Below are 12,555 nucleotides of genomic sequence, written 5' to 3'. Positions count from 1 at the left end.
TCACACGGCTTTGCTTGAATAACTACCGTATTACGACAGAGGAACACATCATGAACCAGCGCCCCGCTCTCCAATCGACCCGCCGCGTGTTCGCGACGCTCGCCGCGACGCTCGCGATGACCGCGCTCGGCGCGCTGTGCGCACTGCCGTCGGCCGCGCATGCCGACGCGCTCGACGACATCGCGAAGTCGGGCACCGTGCGCATCGGCGTATTCGAGGACTATCCGCCGTTCGGCTCGATCGGTCCGGACATGAAACCGGTCGGCTACGACATCGACGTCGCCAATCTGATCGGCAAGGCGCTCAACGCGAAGGTCGAACTGGTGCCGGTCACCGGCGACAACCGCATGGCCTTTCTCGCCGACCACAAGGCCGACATGTTGCTGTCGGTCGGCCAGACGCCCGAGCGCGAAAAAGTGATCGACTTCTCGCAACCCTACGCGCCGTACTACCTCGCGGTGTTCGGCCCGAAGTCGCTGCCGGTGAAGACCGCCGCCGACCTCGGCGGCAAGTCGATCTCGGTCGCGCGCGGCACGCTCGAAGACCTGAGCGTGACGAAGATCGCGCCGCCGTCGGCGAACATCAAACGTTTCGACGATCCGAACGGCGCTATTTCGGCGTTTCTTTCTGGTCAGGTACAGTTGATGGTGGTCGGCAACGACGTCGGCGCGACGATTCTCGCGCGGCATCCGGCGAACGATCCGGAGCAGAAGTTCGCGCTGTTCAGCTCGCCCGATCACGTCGGTCTGAACAAGAACGAGCCGCGCCTGAAGGCGAAGGTCGACGAAACGATTGCCAAGGCCCGCAAGGACGGCACGATGAACGCGATTTCGCAGAAGTGGCTGCGCGCGCCGCTGCCGGCCGATCTTTGAAACCCGTGGCGTGGCGCCGTGAAGGCCGCGCCGCGATCTGATCCTACGATGGGCACGAGGCCATGACTTACGCGTTCGATTTCAGCGGCTTCGGCCTGTATGCGGGGATGCTCGCGCGCGGCGCCGCCGTGACGCTCGGCCTCACGGCCGTGTCGACCCTGGCGGGCGGGCTGGTGGGGATCGCCGGCGCGAGCATCGCGGCGGCCGGGCCGAAGTGGGCGCGCTGGCTGGTCGCGAGCTACGTCGAGCTGATCCGCAACACGCCGTTTCTGGTGCAGTTGTTCTTCGTGTTTTTCGGCCTGCCGAGCCTCGGCATTCATATCGACGAGATAGAGGCCGCGATTCTCGCGATGACCGTCAATCTCGGCGCGTACGCGATCGAGATCGTGCGCGCCGGCATCGATTCGATTTCGCGCGGTCAGGTGCAGGCCGCGCAGGCGCTCGGCCTGCATGGACGCCAGGTGTTCCGCTACGTCGTGCTGCCGCAGGCGCTCGCCAACGTGTTTCCCGCGCTGCTCGGCCAGGTGCTGATCGTGATGCTCGGCTCGGCCGTCGTGTCGCAGATCTCGGTGCCCGACCTGACCTATGCGGCGAACTTCATCCAGTCGCGCAACTTCCGCTCGTTCGAGAGCTACGTGATCATCACGGCTGCCTATCTGCTGATGTCGATCGTGTTGCGGCAGCTGTTGAACCGCTTCGGCCGCGGGCTGTTCGCGGGCCGTGCGGCACGAGGTAACAACAGCAGTAGGAGCGGCAACGACGGCTTGCCGCGCAACTGGCGCAGCCGCCTGATGTGGCGCGGCGCGCGCACCCTGCCGACGGAGCGCTGATCATGGTCGAATTCACGCTGTGGGACATCGCCCGCAACCTGCTGCTCGCCGCGCGCTGGACCGTGCTGCTGTCGCTGATCGCGTTCGTCGGCGGCGGGATCGTCGGGCTCGTGCTGCTCGCGATGCGCGTGTCGCCGATCGCGTGGCTGCGCCGCATCGTCGTGCTGTACGTCGAGGTGTTTCAGGGCACGCCGCTCTTGATGCAGCTTTTTCTCGCCTTCTTCGGCTTGCCGCTCATCGGCATCGACGTGTCGCCGTGGGCCGCCGCGACCGTCACGCTGACGCTCTATACGAGCGCGTATCTGGTCGACATCTGGCGCGGCTGCGTCGAAGCGGTGCCGCGCGGTCAGTGGGCCGCGGGTGCGAGCCTCGGCATGACGTTCGGCCAGCAGTTGCGTTACATCGTGTGGCCGCAGGCGCTGAAGATCGCGGTCGCGCCGAGCGTCGGTTTTCTCGTGCAGGTGGTCAAGAGCACCGCGCTCGCGTCGATCATCGGCTTCGCCGAACTGACGAAGACCGGCACGATGATCACGAATGCCGCGTTCCGGCCGTTTCCGATCTACGGCATGGTCGCGATGATCTACTTCGCGATGTGTTTTCCGCTGACCTGGTATGCTCGCGTGCTCGAAAAGCGGCAGAAGGTGGGACAGCATCGGTGACCCTATCAACAAACGTGTTTGTTGTTGTCACTCCGGTCGATTTTTGGGGACCGGAATTGGCACAACACTGGAATGCGGAAGATGATCCGAATAGGCTTGCTTCACTAGTCCGGCACCAGCGTCGTATCGGTAAATAATCTATCGCTCGGGAGACTCGTTCCGCCCGCTATTGGGTATCAGTACGACTAACCCTTTCGGATCGAGATAAATAGCGGCTGGGCGTTCGCGCTCGGCGAAATCGACGCGCTCCCATCGCCCCGCCTTCGTGTTGTAGCGGATCGCAACGCCTTGGAGATAGTTCGATGTGAATTCGCCGGATATCACGAATACGCGCTCCTTTGAACCGATACATGCCACCTGTATTTCATCGCCCCGCGATTGATCCTCGTCCCCGCATAAAGTCGTACCGGCGCGGTGCTGTTCTTGCTGAGATAGAAAACCGACGTGCTATCTATGGGATGATCGCGCAGCAATGCGAGCGTATGACTCTGATCGCTTCCGAGTCCGCAACGCGTGACCACTTCCATACCGATAGCTGATTGCGAATCGGCGACGTAGCCAATACACAGGATCGCGATAAAGGCGGCTATTCTCATTTCGCCATATCCGGAAGGGGTTGCATTGAATCGGGATCGGCGCTCAGGCCGTCCGCGCACCACGTGATTTTCTTATAGTAGACGCCGTTGGACAGGCCGCGATAGCGTTTATACGCTGCATTTCTCCATTGGATTTCCTCGTCAATTTTCTGGCAATGCCCCACAATCTGTCTCCTTGTGCCAAATTCCTCCCCCGCAACCAACCGAAATCATTGAAGGGTTACAACGCATCGGCGCGTAACCCTTTTTTTGTTTTTGCGACTTTCTACTAATTGTCAAGACCTGACCCAACTCACGTGTGATGCAATGGCATCGTTGCGTGCCCGGTATGCCGGGCCGCCGATGGATGCGCTTACGGTGGTGGTGAACCGGTGCTGTGATGGCGTCAAGCCGACGCCTGATGAATACCGGGCTGCTATGGAACAGGCGGATGAAGCCGGCAGGCGCGAACAGCTGTTGCAACTGCTGGAGAAGATCGCAGCGGAACAGCGCAAGTGGCATCGTGGCGGATCGCCCCTGAGGCCCACTCTCTGGAATCACGCGTAACCGCGAAAGGCCCGCTCGCCGGGCCTTTTCGCAGGCAAAGCCCCGCCGAAGCGGTGGTAGCGAGCCGAACTCAGAGATCAACGAAACGCGGCAACAGGTCTTGGTCGGCGAGGCGGATTTCGATATCATTAGCCGAATTGACGTGCTCCCGGTTGTTCACGTCAAAGACTTCATCCGTCACGCTGACGATGATCGTGCCTTGCTGCTTGCCATCGCACATGACAGGGATAAGGGCGCGCGCTTCGGGCACTTGGGCGGCTGTGAGAGCGTGCGGTAGGTAGAGCATCCAGCTTACGCCGGGACGATTATCGAAAACCGAGTTGGCAAAGTACTTGCGTGGACCGAAGATGGCATAGGACGGCGCATACACTTCTACGACTTTCGTGACAATCTGCGCGACGGCTTGATACCCCCCAAGTCGAGATGATTCATTTGATCTTTCTTTGACATTAAAGTCGAATTGTTGGGAGAAACCATCTCCACCATCGATAGATATCGTGAATGAAGCACCATCTTTCTGTGCCGCCCCATTCCAAATCCCAATTGATTTTGGATCATCCCTCGATTTTCCCTTGTATTCTTTTGTCATCTCATCAATGGCCGTAGGCAAAGGTTGACGATTCTCTCCGTAAACGCGATACCGAAGCGCTTCCTCGGCGCTGCCCCCCTGGATATACCACTCCTTAAGCATTGCATCTTGACTTGCAAGTGCATCAACTACAGGCCTTAAGCGACGCAGATGAAATTCGAAGTCGGCATTGGGTAAATTGGGCGTATCCCTATACTGAGCAAATAGATTCATTGCGATCTCAAGGTTGGTAGACAGAAGGGACGCCGTTTTTCAGCAGCGTTGGCATTATGTATTCCCTTGCTTTAGGTGTCCCAAAATACCACATCAATCTCGATGGAGGGTTGGCATTCACTTTCTTCGCCTGCTCTGCGATGGTATCGGCCATACTTTTGAATCCCGCAAACCAAAAGACCGGTTCATCGTCTTCATCTAGGAACTGATCGTAGTCATCCTTTGCCTCTTGCAATAGGCACTGTGCCGTCACGAAGCCATCGAAATCAGTTCCAAGCCACGCCCACTCCTGATTCCAACCACCGCGAGTCTCGCGGCCTTTGGCGTCAGTGTCGATCCCATATGCTTTTCCGGTGATACGGGCTTGATAACGCCGGGACTTCGGACTCATACCGTACCTGCGCGTGACTTTATCGCCCTTCTCTGGTGGGCACTTGCATGGCCTTTCGCGCTCGCGGCTCCGGTCACGCGGTAGTTCGCCCCATCCGCCGTCTGCACCCGCGCCAGTGCCGCTGCTGCCCGCAGGACCAGCAGACAGTGCAGTGGTGGGGACCGGAACAGGTATTGGCATTGCCTGCGCCATTGCGTTTGCTGCGCGTGCGAGCGTCGCCGGGAATGGAATACCCATCAGCGTTTCTCCTTCATTTCCTGTTGTCTTTTACCTGTTGCCTGCATCAACATTTCGAATCGCTGTTCACCCGGAACTCCTGATTTGTACAGCCATGCTATGACCACCGGAATGCTGTAAAACTCCGGCGTCGTTGCTTCCACATACAGGAAATCGACTATCGGCACGTCATGCGTGAAGCGGAGTACCTTTGTTCGCGCGAAGGCCGCATTAAGCCGGTCGCGCAAGGTCGGATCATTGGCCAGCGCGGGATAGTCGCGCACGATATGACCACGGATAAAGTCCACATAGTTACGGTCTTCGTAGTCTTTCAGAAGCGCCCATTGTCCTTCAGTAAATTCCATTGTCGTTGATGGTGAACCGTCGTCCTTCGTTGAGGTAGTGCCAAGCTTCGGCAGCCCTGAAAAGATCGCGCTCGCTCTTGCCGTGGCATACCGCATTGAGCGCATGCAACACCCTGGGGTCCCAGAAGCGCAGCAGAGCGGATCGTCCGTCCGGTATTCGGGTATTCAGGTGCGGGCGCAGCTTTGCGGCCTGCCTCTCCAGGCTCTCTGAGGTGATCAGCCAGATCACGCCAGGGCGGGCCTGTTCGAGTTCGCGCAGGTTCGCAAGATGGTCGGGTGTCGTCTTCGGATCAAACAGCCACGGCCCCGCGTGTGCAAGTGCCATGTCGTTCGTGCCCGCGAACAGCGAAACCGTCCTATCGTTTTCGGGCGTGAGTTGCTGGCCGGTATGCTGCTGGTACTGGATGCCATCCACTAGCGCCAGCACGCGGCCACTGAAGTGCCGTTCCCCGTACTGGCGAAGCTGTTCATTGACAGAGGTGGGAATCATCAGCGTTCCAGGGTCATCGCGCCTTGCCCGGCAGCGTGGATCATGCATTCGAGACAGATAGACGACTGCGGAAGCGCCGACCGGGGCGTTGCGCGGTGGATCGATAACGGGCCTTTTTTCTGCGCGGAATCAGGGGAGCGTCCGCGACAATCGCATGCCCACGCGTAACCGAGGGCCTCGGCCATGTCGTAGCCGTTTGAATACGACCGAAGCCTATCGAACGGAAACCATTCGCCGGTTTCGGCGTTCAGCGCAATTGCGGACGGCATTGGCGGGAAGTTTGAGTAGATTGAATAGGTGATACGGCAAAGCTGGCACTCTTCCTTACCCCCGGTTTCATCCTGTTTCTGCTGCTCCATCTGACCTCTGCTGTTTTCCAGAAAACACCCGACGAATTAACCATCTAAAAAGCGACACGGTCAACGACTTTAAATTGAGATAACGCAGTTTTGATAGACTTTCACAATTCTGAAGGTTTCAGGCACATTCTTGCTGGCGCAGGACTAAAATGATTGCATCCAGCCGCCTGTGCCGTTATTGATTGACGCCGATTAGTACTTTGTCCATGATGCGTCCATATCCGCCAGTTCACTTTTCAATATTTCTTTCACTCAATATGGATACCGCAATCCTTTCGTCAATCGTTGCTGGTTCGGCCGCCTTGCTCGGCGGCGCTCTCACCGCCGTTATCCAGATGCAGACGCAGCGGAGCAATCATCGCTTTCAGATCGAGCAGGAGACATTGAAACGGAATGGCGAGTTGCGCGAGAAAGAGAAAGCTCTTGCCCTTGAGCGACTGGCTACAGTGCATCGGCAGTTGACCGCCATAGGTCGAGAGTTCTCACAAGACAGCATAGATATCAACTGGCGCGCTGAAATGGGCGAATATGAATATGATCAGCGCTACCTGTCTATCCGCAAGGAAACCGATGAACTGCGAATGATCTGTGGGCTTTACGAGCCGTCTCTGTACGACGACGTTGAAATGCTCCACGGCGAAATGAACTTGTTCTGGGGAAACTTCAAGAATGTCCTGTACCTAACGGCTCATGAAAAAAGAGTCGATCACACGACGCCGTGCCTCGACCGCGCACACTCGGCCGCAATGGAAATTTCCCGACAAACGTCGGCATTGAAGGCGCGCCTAGCCGAACGAGCGCGCCATTACCGATCGGCCGGCTGATTCAGCATCGGCCCGCGTCGCACGGAGCGCCGACCGCAGCACCAGAAAGCTGACGACCCGATGCCCCGGCCGCCCCAGCATCTTGCGGCCCGGCCGGCGCCTGCCAAGGCGAGACGTGAATGGTTCGCGTCGAATAATCGGTACCGTTCAAGCCGAAAAGCAGGCCCAATGCCAGCAATGCGGTGACCTCCGCGATGCGCAGCATCGGCGAGGCACGGCGCAAATCCATGAAGTAGATCGCCACCAGCAACCCCTTTGCCACTGCGATAAACAGGTTGATCGCGCTATTCCACGCGCCCAGACGCAATGCATGCAACGGCTCGACGCGAAACTGCCGATTCGCTGCCGACATTTGGTTTTCTGGAGTTCAAGTCGGAGCATCTCCGGGATCAGACCGCCATGCGCGAGCGAGCGCCATCTCATGATCGCCCGCTGACCCCGGTGGATACGTCCTGCCGGGAAGCGATCCTGATGCGCGAGACGAGCCACGCCGCGAGCACGAACCACCCCGCTGCGACGACGAAAGCGACGACATAGGCGGGTCCGGCACCGGCAAACGCCTTGACCCATGACAGCATCCACCCGGTGGCGGCAGGGCCGAGGATCTGCGGTAGCACCATCGACACTTGCCAGATGCCCATGTCCTTGCCGCTGGACGCATCGTCTGGCAACACTTGCAGCGCGAGTGCCCAGTCGACGGCTTGATAGGTTCCGTAAGCGGCGCAGAAAACCAGCCCGACTGTGATCACCAGCAACAGGTTTGGATGCAACGCCAGCAGGACAAAGCCAATCGCAGCTCCGGCCATGATCCAGCTGGTCAGGCGGACGACGGGAACGACGCCGTGCCGGTCGGCGAGCCCTGCGCCCAGCAGGCTGGCCGGGATCGCGAGCACCACGCCGACGCCAAGCAGCCCATTCAGGAGACCGGTCGGATGACGAATGCCGATCACATCCTGCAGGTAGTACAACATGAAGGTGAAGATCGACCAGATTCCCATGTTACCGAACAGACGGGTTACCAGGACCCAGTAAAAGTTTCGGTGCAGACGTGGATCGAGATAGAACGAGCGCATGAACGTGACGAGCTCGAACCGTTGTCGGGATCTGACCGGTGTCGGCTCGCGCGAGCCGCGAATCGTCAGCCAAAGGCAGAGCAACATGATCGCAACGAACGCGGCAACCGTAGGATACAGGTGGCCCGGCGAATAGAGGACAACGAGCACCACGTTGCCGGTGATCGTGCCGAGCACGGTCATCACGTTGAGCCACGCGCTCGCGCGGTTGGTTTCCTGTTTTGGCACGACATCGGGCACCAGCCCGGCGTACGGCCCCGCCGCCCAGTTCCACCAGAACTGGAGATGCAGGAACGCGAGTGTATACATCCATAGACTCCCCCCGCCGTTGAATGAACCAAGCCATACCAGTGCAACCGCAATGCCGAACACGCCGGTGACGAGAAACGGTCGCCGGCGTCCATGTTTTGCAGAGCAGCGATCTGAAAGCGCGCCGGCCAGTGGCGCCACGATCATCGCGATGAATGCGCCGGACGCAATGACGGAGCCGGCCACGCCTTCCTTCAACGCGGCATCGCGTCCGAGCATATCGGCGACCTGTGCCGGCACGAGCACCGGAACGACCGTCATCCATTGGGTAAAGAGCGCAAACCACAGCGACGCGATCTGTATGTGACTGAGCGTCGACAGGCGAGAAGCCGACGGTGTGACCGACACGTTTCGGGCTTGACTGGATAGGGTCATGTCGGAAGTCCATGAGCTTCGCGCAGAGACTTCGACGCCGCACGGCGGACGAAGGTCGTGGCCAATTCCGAGAGCCGTTCGAACACGACGGGGACTCCCATAGGACCAATGCGCCTGTATCGGTCGTGGTGCAAATGTCGGCATTGGCCGACGGCGAGTCCATCGACGAAGGCGCGGTGTACCGTCCCACTATGATAGCTGCCGTCGGTTGGCCCACAACCTGAAACGGCGCGAGGTCGGCAAGCGCGCTTCTCCGCCGCACTTAGCGACCGATCAACGCCCCGCCTGCGTCGACTGCCGCAACTTCGCCACCTCCGCCGCACCGACCGCCGGCGCGCCGTTGTTCCAGCCAGCCCGCACGAAGCTCAGCACTTCGGCGATCTGCTGATCGTCGAGCACCGCGGCGAAGCCGGGCATCGGAAACGGCGACGGCACGCCGTCGATCACGAGATCGCCGGTGCCGTTCAGCGTGACGTTGATCAGCGACGACGCGTCCTTCGCGAGCACGTTCGGATTGCCGGCGAGCGGCGCGAGCATCGGCGCGAAGCCGTGCCCGTCGACGCCGTGGCAATGCATGCAATACGCCGTATAGACGCGTGCGCCGGCATCGTTCGCGGGGCGATCGAGCGACACCTTCGTCGCCTGCGGATCGTACGTATAGGCGGCCGCGCCGGTGCCGCCGACCGGCGGCAGCGACTTCAGATACGTCGAGACTGCCGCGACGTCCTGATCGCTCATCGCTTGCGTGCTGTTGTTGATCACGCTCGTCATCGCGCCGAACGCCGATGCATGGCGATTCGCGCCGGTCTTCAGGAACGTGCGCAGATCCTCGTCGCTCCAGCGGCCGAGCCCGGCGTTGTGCTCGCCCGTGAGGTTCGACGCGAACCAGCCGTCGAGCAGCGCGCCGCTCAGGAATGCGCTGCCGCTTTCGTCGAGCGCACTTTCCTGGAACGCAACACCGCGCGGCGTGTGACACGACCCGCAATGTCCGAGCCCTTGCACCAGATACGCGCCGCGATTCCACGCGACGTCCTTGCCCGGCTTGTCGCGATACGCACCCTTCTCGAGAAACGCCATGTTCCAGAACATCAGCGGCCAGCGCATGTTCAACGGCCACTTGATGTCGGACTCGCGATTCGCCTGCTGCACCGGCGCGACGCCGTGCATGAAGAACGCGTACAGCGCCTTCACGTCGTCGTCGTCGACCTTCGCGTAGGACGGATACGGCATCGCCGGATACAGGTTGTGGCCGTCTTTCGCAACGCCCTCACGCAGCGCCCGCGCGAAATCGGCTTCGGTGTAGCCGCCGATGCCGGTCCGTGCGTCGGGCGTGATATTGGTCACGTAGATGCGGCCCATCGGCGTGTTCATCGGCAGGCCGCCGGCGAACGGCTTGCCTTTCGGCGCGGTGTGGCAGGCGGCGCAATCGCCGAGTTGAGCGAGGTAAGCGCCGCGTTGCACGAGCGTTTGATCGGCTGAACCGGTGGCTGCCGGCGTTGCGGCATCAGCAGGCGCCTGGGCGATAAACGGCAATGCGACGCATAGCGCTGCGCCAAGACCCTTCAGCATTTTTTTCATGTCGGGCTCCTTTCGCGTCAGGCGCTGTGCAGTTGGCGGCCAACCGGCAATTGCCGCAGCCGCGTGCCGGTGGCCGCATAGATCGCGTTGGTCAGCGCGGGCGCGAGCGCCGCGGTGCCGGGTTCGCCGATGCCGCCGGGCGCCTCGCCGCTCTTCACGATATGCACGTCGATCGGCGGCGTCTGGTTGATGCGCAGCATCCGGTAGTCGGTGAAGTTGTTCTGCTCGACGCGACCGTCCTTGATCGTGATCTCGCTATAAAGCGCCGCCGTGATGCCGAAGATGATGCCGCCCTGCACCTGCGCTTCGATCGTGTTCGGGTTGACGAACATCCCGCAATCGACCGCGCAGTTGACGCGCTTGACCGTCACTTCGCCCTGCTCGAGCGCGACCTCGACGACGATCGCGAAGAAGCTGCCGAACGCGTGCATCACCGAGATGCCGCGCCCTTGCCCCTTGGGCAGCGCGCTGCCCCAGTTGCCCGCTTGCGCGGCCAGGTTGAGTACGTTCAACGCGCGCGGCGATTTGCCGAGCAGATCGCGCCGGTACTGCACCGGATCGATCTTCGCGTGCGCGGCGAGTTCGTCGATGAAACTCTCGACGACGAACGTGCCGCGCGTCGGCCCAACGCCGCGCCAGAACGCGGTGGGCACCGCGTGCGGTTCCACGCGCACGTAGTCGACCAGCTGGTTCGGCAGGTCGTACGGCAGATCGGCGGCGACCTCCACCGCGTCGGGGTCGAGCCCGTTCTTGAACGCGGGCGGCGCGAAGCGCGCCATGATCGACGACCCGGCGATGCGATGCTGCCACGCGATCGGTTTGCCGTTCGCGTCGAGCCCGGCCGAGATCGTGTCGTAGTAGTACGGTCGGTACATGTCGTGCTGGATGTCCTCCTCGCGCGTCCACAGCACCTTGACCGGCGTCGACACCTGTTTGCCGACCTTCACGGCCTGCGTGACCATGTCGGTTTCGAGCCGCCGTCCGAAGCCGCCGCCGATCAGATGGTTGTGCACGATGATCTTGTCGGCGGGCAAGCCCGTGACCGCGACCGCCGCATCGACGACACGCGTCGGCACCTGCGAGCCGAGCCAGATTTCGCAGGCGTCGCCGCGCACGTGGACCGTGGCGTTGACCGGCTCCATCGTCGCGTGCGCGAGGAACGGCTGCTGGTAGACCGCGTCGACGCGCGACTTCGCATCGCCGAACGCGCGGCCGACGTCGCCGGCCTTGCGCGCCACCGCGCCGCCATGTTGCGAGGCCGCCGCCAGATCGTCGACGATGCGCTTCATCGATACCTGCGCGCCCGCGCCTTCGTTCCACTTGATGTCGAGCGCCTGCAGGCCGCGCTTCGCGGCCCACGTGTGAGCGCCGATCACCGCGACCGCGTTGTCGAGCTTGATGACCTCGCGCACGCCGGGGATCGTCTTCGCATGCGTATCGTCGACGCTCGCGAGCGTGCCGCCGAACACCGGACAGTTCGCGATCGCCGCGTAAACCATCTCGGGCAAGCGCACGTCGAGGCCGAACTGCGCGGTACCGTCGACTTTCTCCGGCGAATCGAGACGCTTCGCCGGCGTGCCGATCAGCTTGAAGTCCTTCGGGTCTTTTAACGGCACGTTCTGCGGCGCGGGCAGCGCGGAGGCGGCCTGCGCGAGCTGACCATAGCTCGCGCTGCGATTACTGGCCGGGTGGATCACCTGAGCGGCCTGAGCATGACAACTCGCCGGATCGACCTGCCACTGCTGCGCGGCCGCGTTGATCAGCATCACGCGCGCAGTCGCGCCCGCGCGGCGCATCGGCTCCCACGCGAAGCGGATCGACGTCGATCCGCCGGTCAACTGGCCGCCGAGCAGCGGGTCCATGAAGAGCTTTTCGTTGGGCGGCGCGTGATCGAGCGTGACCGTGCCGAGCGGCACTTCGAGTTCCTCGGCGATCAGCATCGGAATCGACGTATAGACGCCCTGACCCATCTCGACCTTCGGAATCACGAGCGTGACCTTGCCGGCGTTGTCGATCTGGATGAACGCGTTCGGCGCGAACACGCCGTTTTGCGGCGCCTCGTTCGCATCGCCGCCGATCACGCTCTTGCCCGCCTTCTGATCCTGGCTCGCGGCCGGCATGCTGAAGCCGAGCAGCAGGCCGCCGCCGGCCGCGGCGCCGACCGTCACGCCGAATTTGAGGAAGCCGCGCCGCGAGATGCCGCGTGCGTGCCGCGTGTCGGTGTCAGCCGGCTGCGCGCCGTTCTGTGCATCGAGCAATCCCTGGGACAT

The 12,555-nt window shown here is 61.5% G+C and carries 14 protein-coding genes; 5 read left to right on the top strand and 9 right to left on the bottom strand.

Annotation, left to right across the window (positions count from 1 at the left end; genetic code table 11):
* Positions 1-50: 50 nt before the first annotated feature.
* The 4 genes from HDG32_RS17515 to HDG32_RS17500 all read left to right on the top strand — a co-directional run bounded on the left by HDG32_RS17515 (position 51) and on the right by HDG32_RS17500 (position 3,503).
* Positions 51-872 carry a transporter substrate-binding domain-containing protein gene (locus HDG32_RS17515; protein ID WP_184034000.1) on the top strand — a complete coding sequence of 274 codons (822 nt, stop codon included), beginning with the start codon at positions 51-53 and terminating at the stop codon, positions 870-872.
* A gap of 62 nt (positions 873-934) precedes the next feature.
* Complete coding sequence (locus HDG32_RS17510) at positions 935-1,702, top strand: amino acid ABC transporter permease (protein WP_184034003.1); 768 nt, start codon at positions 935-937, stop codon at positions 1,700-1,702.
* 2 nt (positions 1,703-1,704) lie between these two features.
* Positions 1,705-2,361 (top strand): amino acid ABC transporter permease, encoded by a 657-nt coding sequence (locus HDG32_RS17505; RefSeq protein ID WP_184034006.1) that lies wholly within the window; start codon positions 1,705-1,707, stop codon positions 2,359-2,361.
* A gap of 902 nt (positions 2,362-3,263) precedes the next feature.
* Positions 3,264-3,503, top strand: a complete 240-nt coding sequence (locus HDG32_RS17500) for a hypothetical protein (protein ID WP_184069335.1) — start codon at positions 3,264-3,266, stop codon at positions 3,501-3,503.
* Positions 3,504-3,573: 70 nt separating this feature from the next.
* Here HDG32_RS17500 and HDG32_RS17495 read toward each other — a convergent pair whose 3' ends face one another.
* The 5 genes from HDG32_RS17495 to HDG32_RS36440 all read right to left on the bottom strand — a co-directional run bounded on the left by HDG32_RS17495 (position 3,574) and on the right by HDG32_RS36440 (position 6,126).
* Complete coding sequence (locus HDG32_RS17495; RefSeq protein WP_184069333.1) at positions 3,574-4,305, bottom strand: immunity 52 family protein; 732 nt, start codon at positions 4,303-4,305, stop codon at positions 3,574-3,576.
* A gap of 7 nt (positions 4,306-4,312) precedes the next feature.
* Entirely contained in the window at positions 4,313-4,696 is a 384-nt protein-coding gene (locus HDG32_RS36445; protein WP_260336502.1) for a restriction endonuclease fold toxin 5 domain-containing protein, read from the bottom strand.
* 236 nt (positions 4,697-4,932) lie between these two features.
* The gene (locus HDG32_RS17485; protein WP_184069329.1) at positions 4,933-5,277 is read right to left on the bottom strand and encodes a hypothetical protein; all 345 of its coding nucleotides are present in this window, start codon (positions 5,275-5,277) and stop codon (positions 4,933-4,935) included.
* Positions 5,264-5,767, bottom strand: coding sequence for a DUF4123 domain-containing protein (locus HDG32_RS17480; protein ID WP_184069327.1), 504 nt, complete (start codon positions 5,765-5,767; stop codon positions 5,264-5,266). The genes HDG32_RS17485 and HDG32_RS17480 overlap by 14 nt, the downstream gene beginning before the upstream one ends.
* Positions 5,767-6,126: a hypothetical protein gene (locus HDG32_RS36440; protein WP_260336501.1), complete on the bottom strand. Its 360-nt coding sequence runs from the start codon at positions 6,124-6,126 to the stop codon at positions 5,767-5,769. Before HDG32_RS36440 ends, HDG32_RS17480 begins: the two co-directional genes overlap by 1 nt.
* 257 nt (positions 6,127-6,383) lie before the next feature.
* On the opposite strand from HDG32_RS36440, the gene HDG32_RS17470 reads away from it, so the two are divergent.
* On the top strand, positions 6,384-6,950 hold the full coding sequence (locus HDG32_RS17470) for a hypothetical protein (protein WP_184069325.1): 567 nt from the start codon (positions 6,384-6,386) through the stop codon (positions 6,948-6,950).
* Between the two features lies 1 nt (position 6,951).
* On the opposite strand, the gene HDG32_RS17465 is transcribed toward HDG32_RS17470, so the two are convergent.
* The 4 genes from HDG32_RS17465 to HDG32_RS17450 form a co-directional block, all read right to left on the bottom strand.
* A complete protein-coding gene (locus HDG32_RS17465; RefSeq protein WP_184069323.1) occupies positions 6,952-7,266 on the bottom strand; it encodes a cytochrome C oxidase subunit IV family protein in 315 nt (104 codons plus the stop codon).
* 103 nt (positions 7,267-7,369) lie between these two features.
* Entirely contained in the window at positions 7,370-8,707 is a 1,338-nt protein-coding gene (locus HDG32_RS17460; RefSeq protein WP_184069321.1) for an MFS transporter, read from the bottom strand.
* Between the two features lie 273 nt (positions 8,708-8,980).
* Positions 8,981-10,285, bottom strand: coding sequence for a cytochrome c (locus tag HDG32_RS17455; RefSeq protein ID WP_184069319.1), 1,305 nt, complete (start codon positions 10,283-10,285; stop codon positions 8,981-8,983).
* Between the two features lie 17 nt (positions 10,286-10,302).
* Positions 10,303-12,555, bottom strand: a complete 2,253-nt coding sequence (locus HDG32_RS17450; RefSeq protein ID WP_184069317.1) for a xanthine dehydrogenase family protein molybdopterin-binding subunit — start codon at positions 12,553-12,555, stop codon at positions 10,303-10,305.

Origin of the sequence: Paraburkholderia sp. CI2 (assembly GCF_014201055.1) — a bacterium.
Lineage (GTDB): Bacteria > Pseudomonadota > Gammaproteobacteria > Burkholderiales > Burkholderiaceae > Paraburkholderia > Paraburkholderia tuberum.
Note: the sequence above shows the minus strand (reverse complement) of the source record. Positions and strands in the feature narration are given on the sequence as shown.

What these genes read in the sequence shown, in the direction of transcription:
- HDG32_RS17515 (WP_184034000.1), top strand. Translation starts at nt 51, where the DNA reads ATGAACCAGCGCCCCGCTCTCCAATCGACCCGCCGCGTGTTCGCGACG.
- HDG32_RS17510 (WP_184034003.1), top strand. Translation starts at nt 935, where the DNA reads ATGACTTACGCGTTCGATTTCAGCGGCTTCGGCCTGTATGCGGGGATG.
- HDG32_RS17505 (WP_184034006.1), top strand. Translation starts at nt 1,705, where the DNA reads ATGGTCGAATTCACGCTGTGGGACATCGCCCGCAACCTGCTGCTCGCC.
- HDG32_RS17500 (WP_184069335.1), top strand. Translation starts at nt 3,264, where the DNA reads ATGGCATCGTTGCGTGCCCGGTATGCCGGGCCGCCGATGGATGCGCTT.
- HDG32_RS17495 (WP_184069333.1), bottom strand. Translation starts at nt 4,305, where the DNA reads ATGAATCTATTTGCTCAGTATAGGGATACGCCCAATTTACCCAATGCC.
- HDG32_RS36445 (WP_260336502.1), bottom strand. Translation starts at nt 4,696, where the DNA reads ATGAGTCCGAAGTCCCGGCGTTATCAAGCCCGTATCACCGGAAAAGCA.
- HDG32_RS17485 (WP_184069329.1), bottom strand. Translation starts at nt 5,277, where the DNA reads ATGGAATTTACTGAAGGACAATGGGCGCTTCTGAAAGACTACGAAGAC.
- HDG32_RS17480 (WP_184069327.1), bottom strand. Translation starts at nt 5,767, where the DNA reads ATGATTCCCACCTCTGTCAATGAACAGCTTCGCCAGTACGGGGAACGG.
- HDG32_RS36440 (WP_260336501.1), bottom strand. Translation starts at nt 6,126, where the DNA reads ATGGAGCAGCAGAAACAGGATGAAACCGGGGGTAAGGAAGAGTGCCAG.
- HDG32_RS17470 (WP_184069325.1), top strand. Translation starts at nt 6,384, where the DNA reads ATGGATACCGCAATCCTTTCGTCAATCGTTGCTGGTTCGGCCGCCTTG.
- HDG32_RS17460 (WP_184069321.1), bottom strand. Translation starts at nt 8,707, where the DNA reads ATGACCCTATCCAGTCAAGCCCGAAACGTGTCGGTCACACCGTCGGCT.
- HDG32_RS17455 (WP_184069319.1), bottom strand. Translation starts at nt 10,285, where the DNA reads ATGAAAAAAATGCTGAAGGGTCTTGGCGCAGCGCTATGCGTCGCATTG.
- HDG32_RS17450 (WP_184069317.1), bottom strand. Translation starts at nt 12,555, where the DNA reads ATGTCCCAGGGATTGCTCGATGCACAGAACGGCGCGCAGCCGGCTGAC.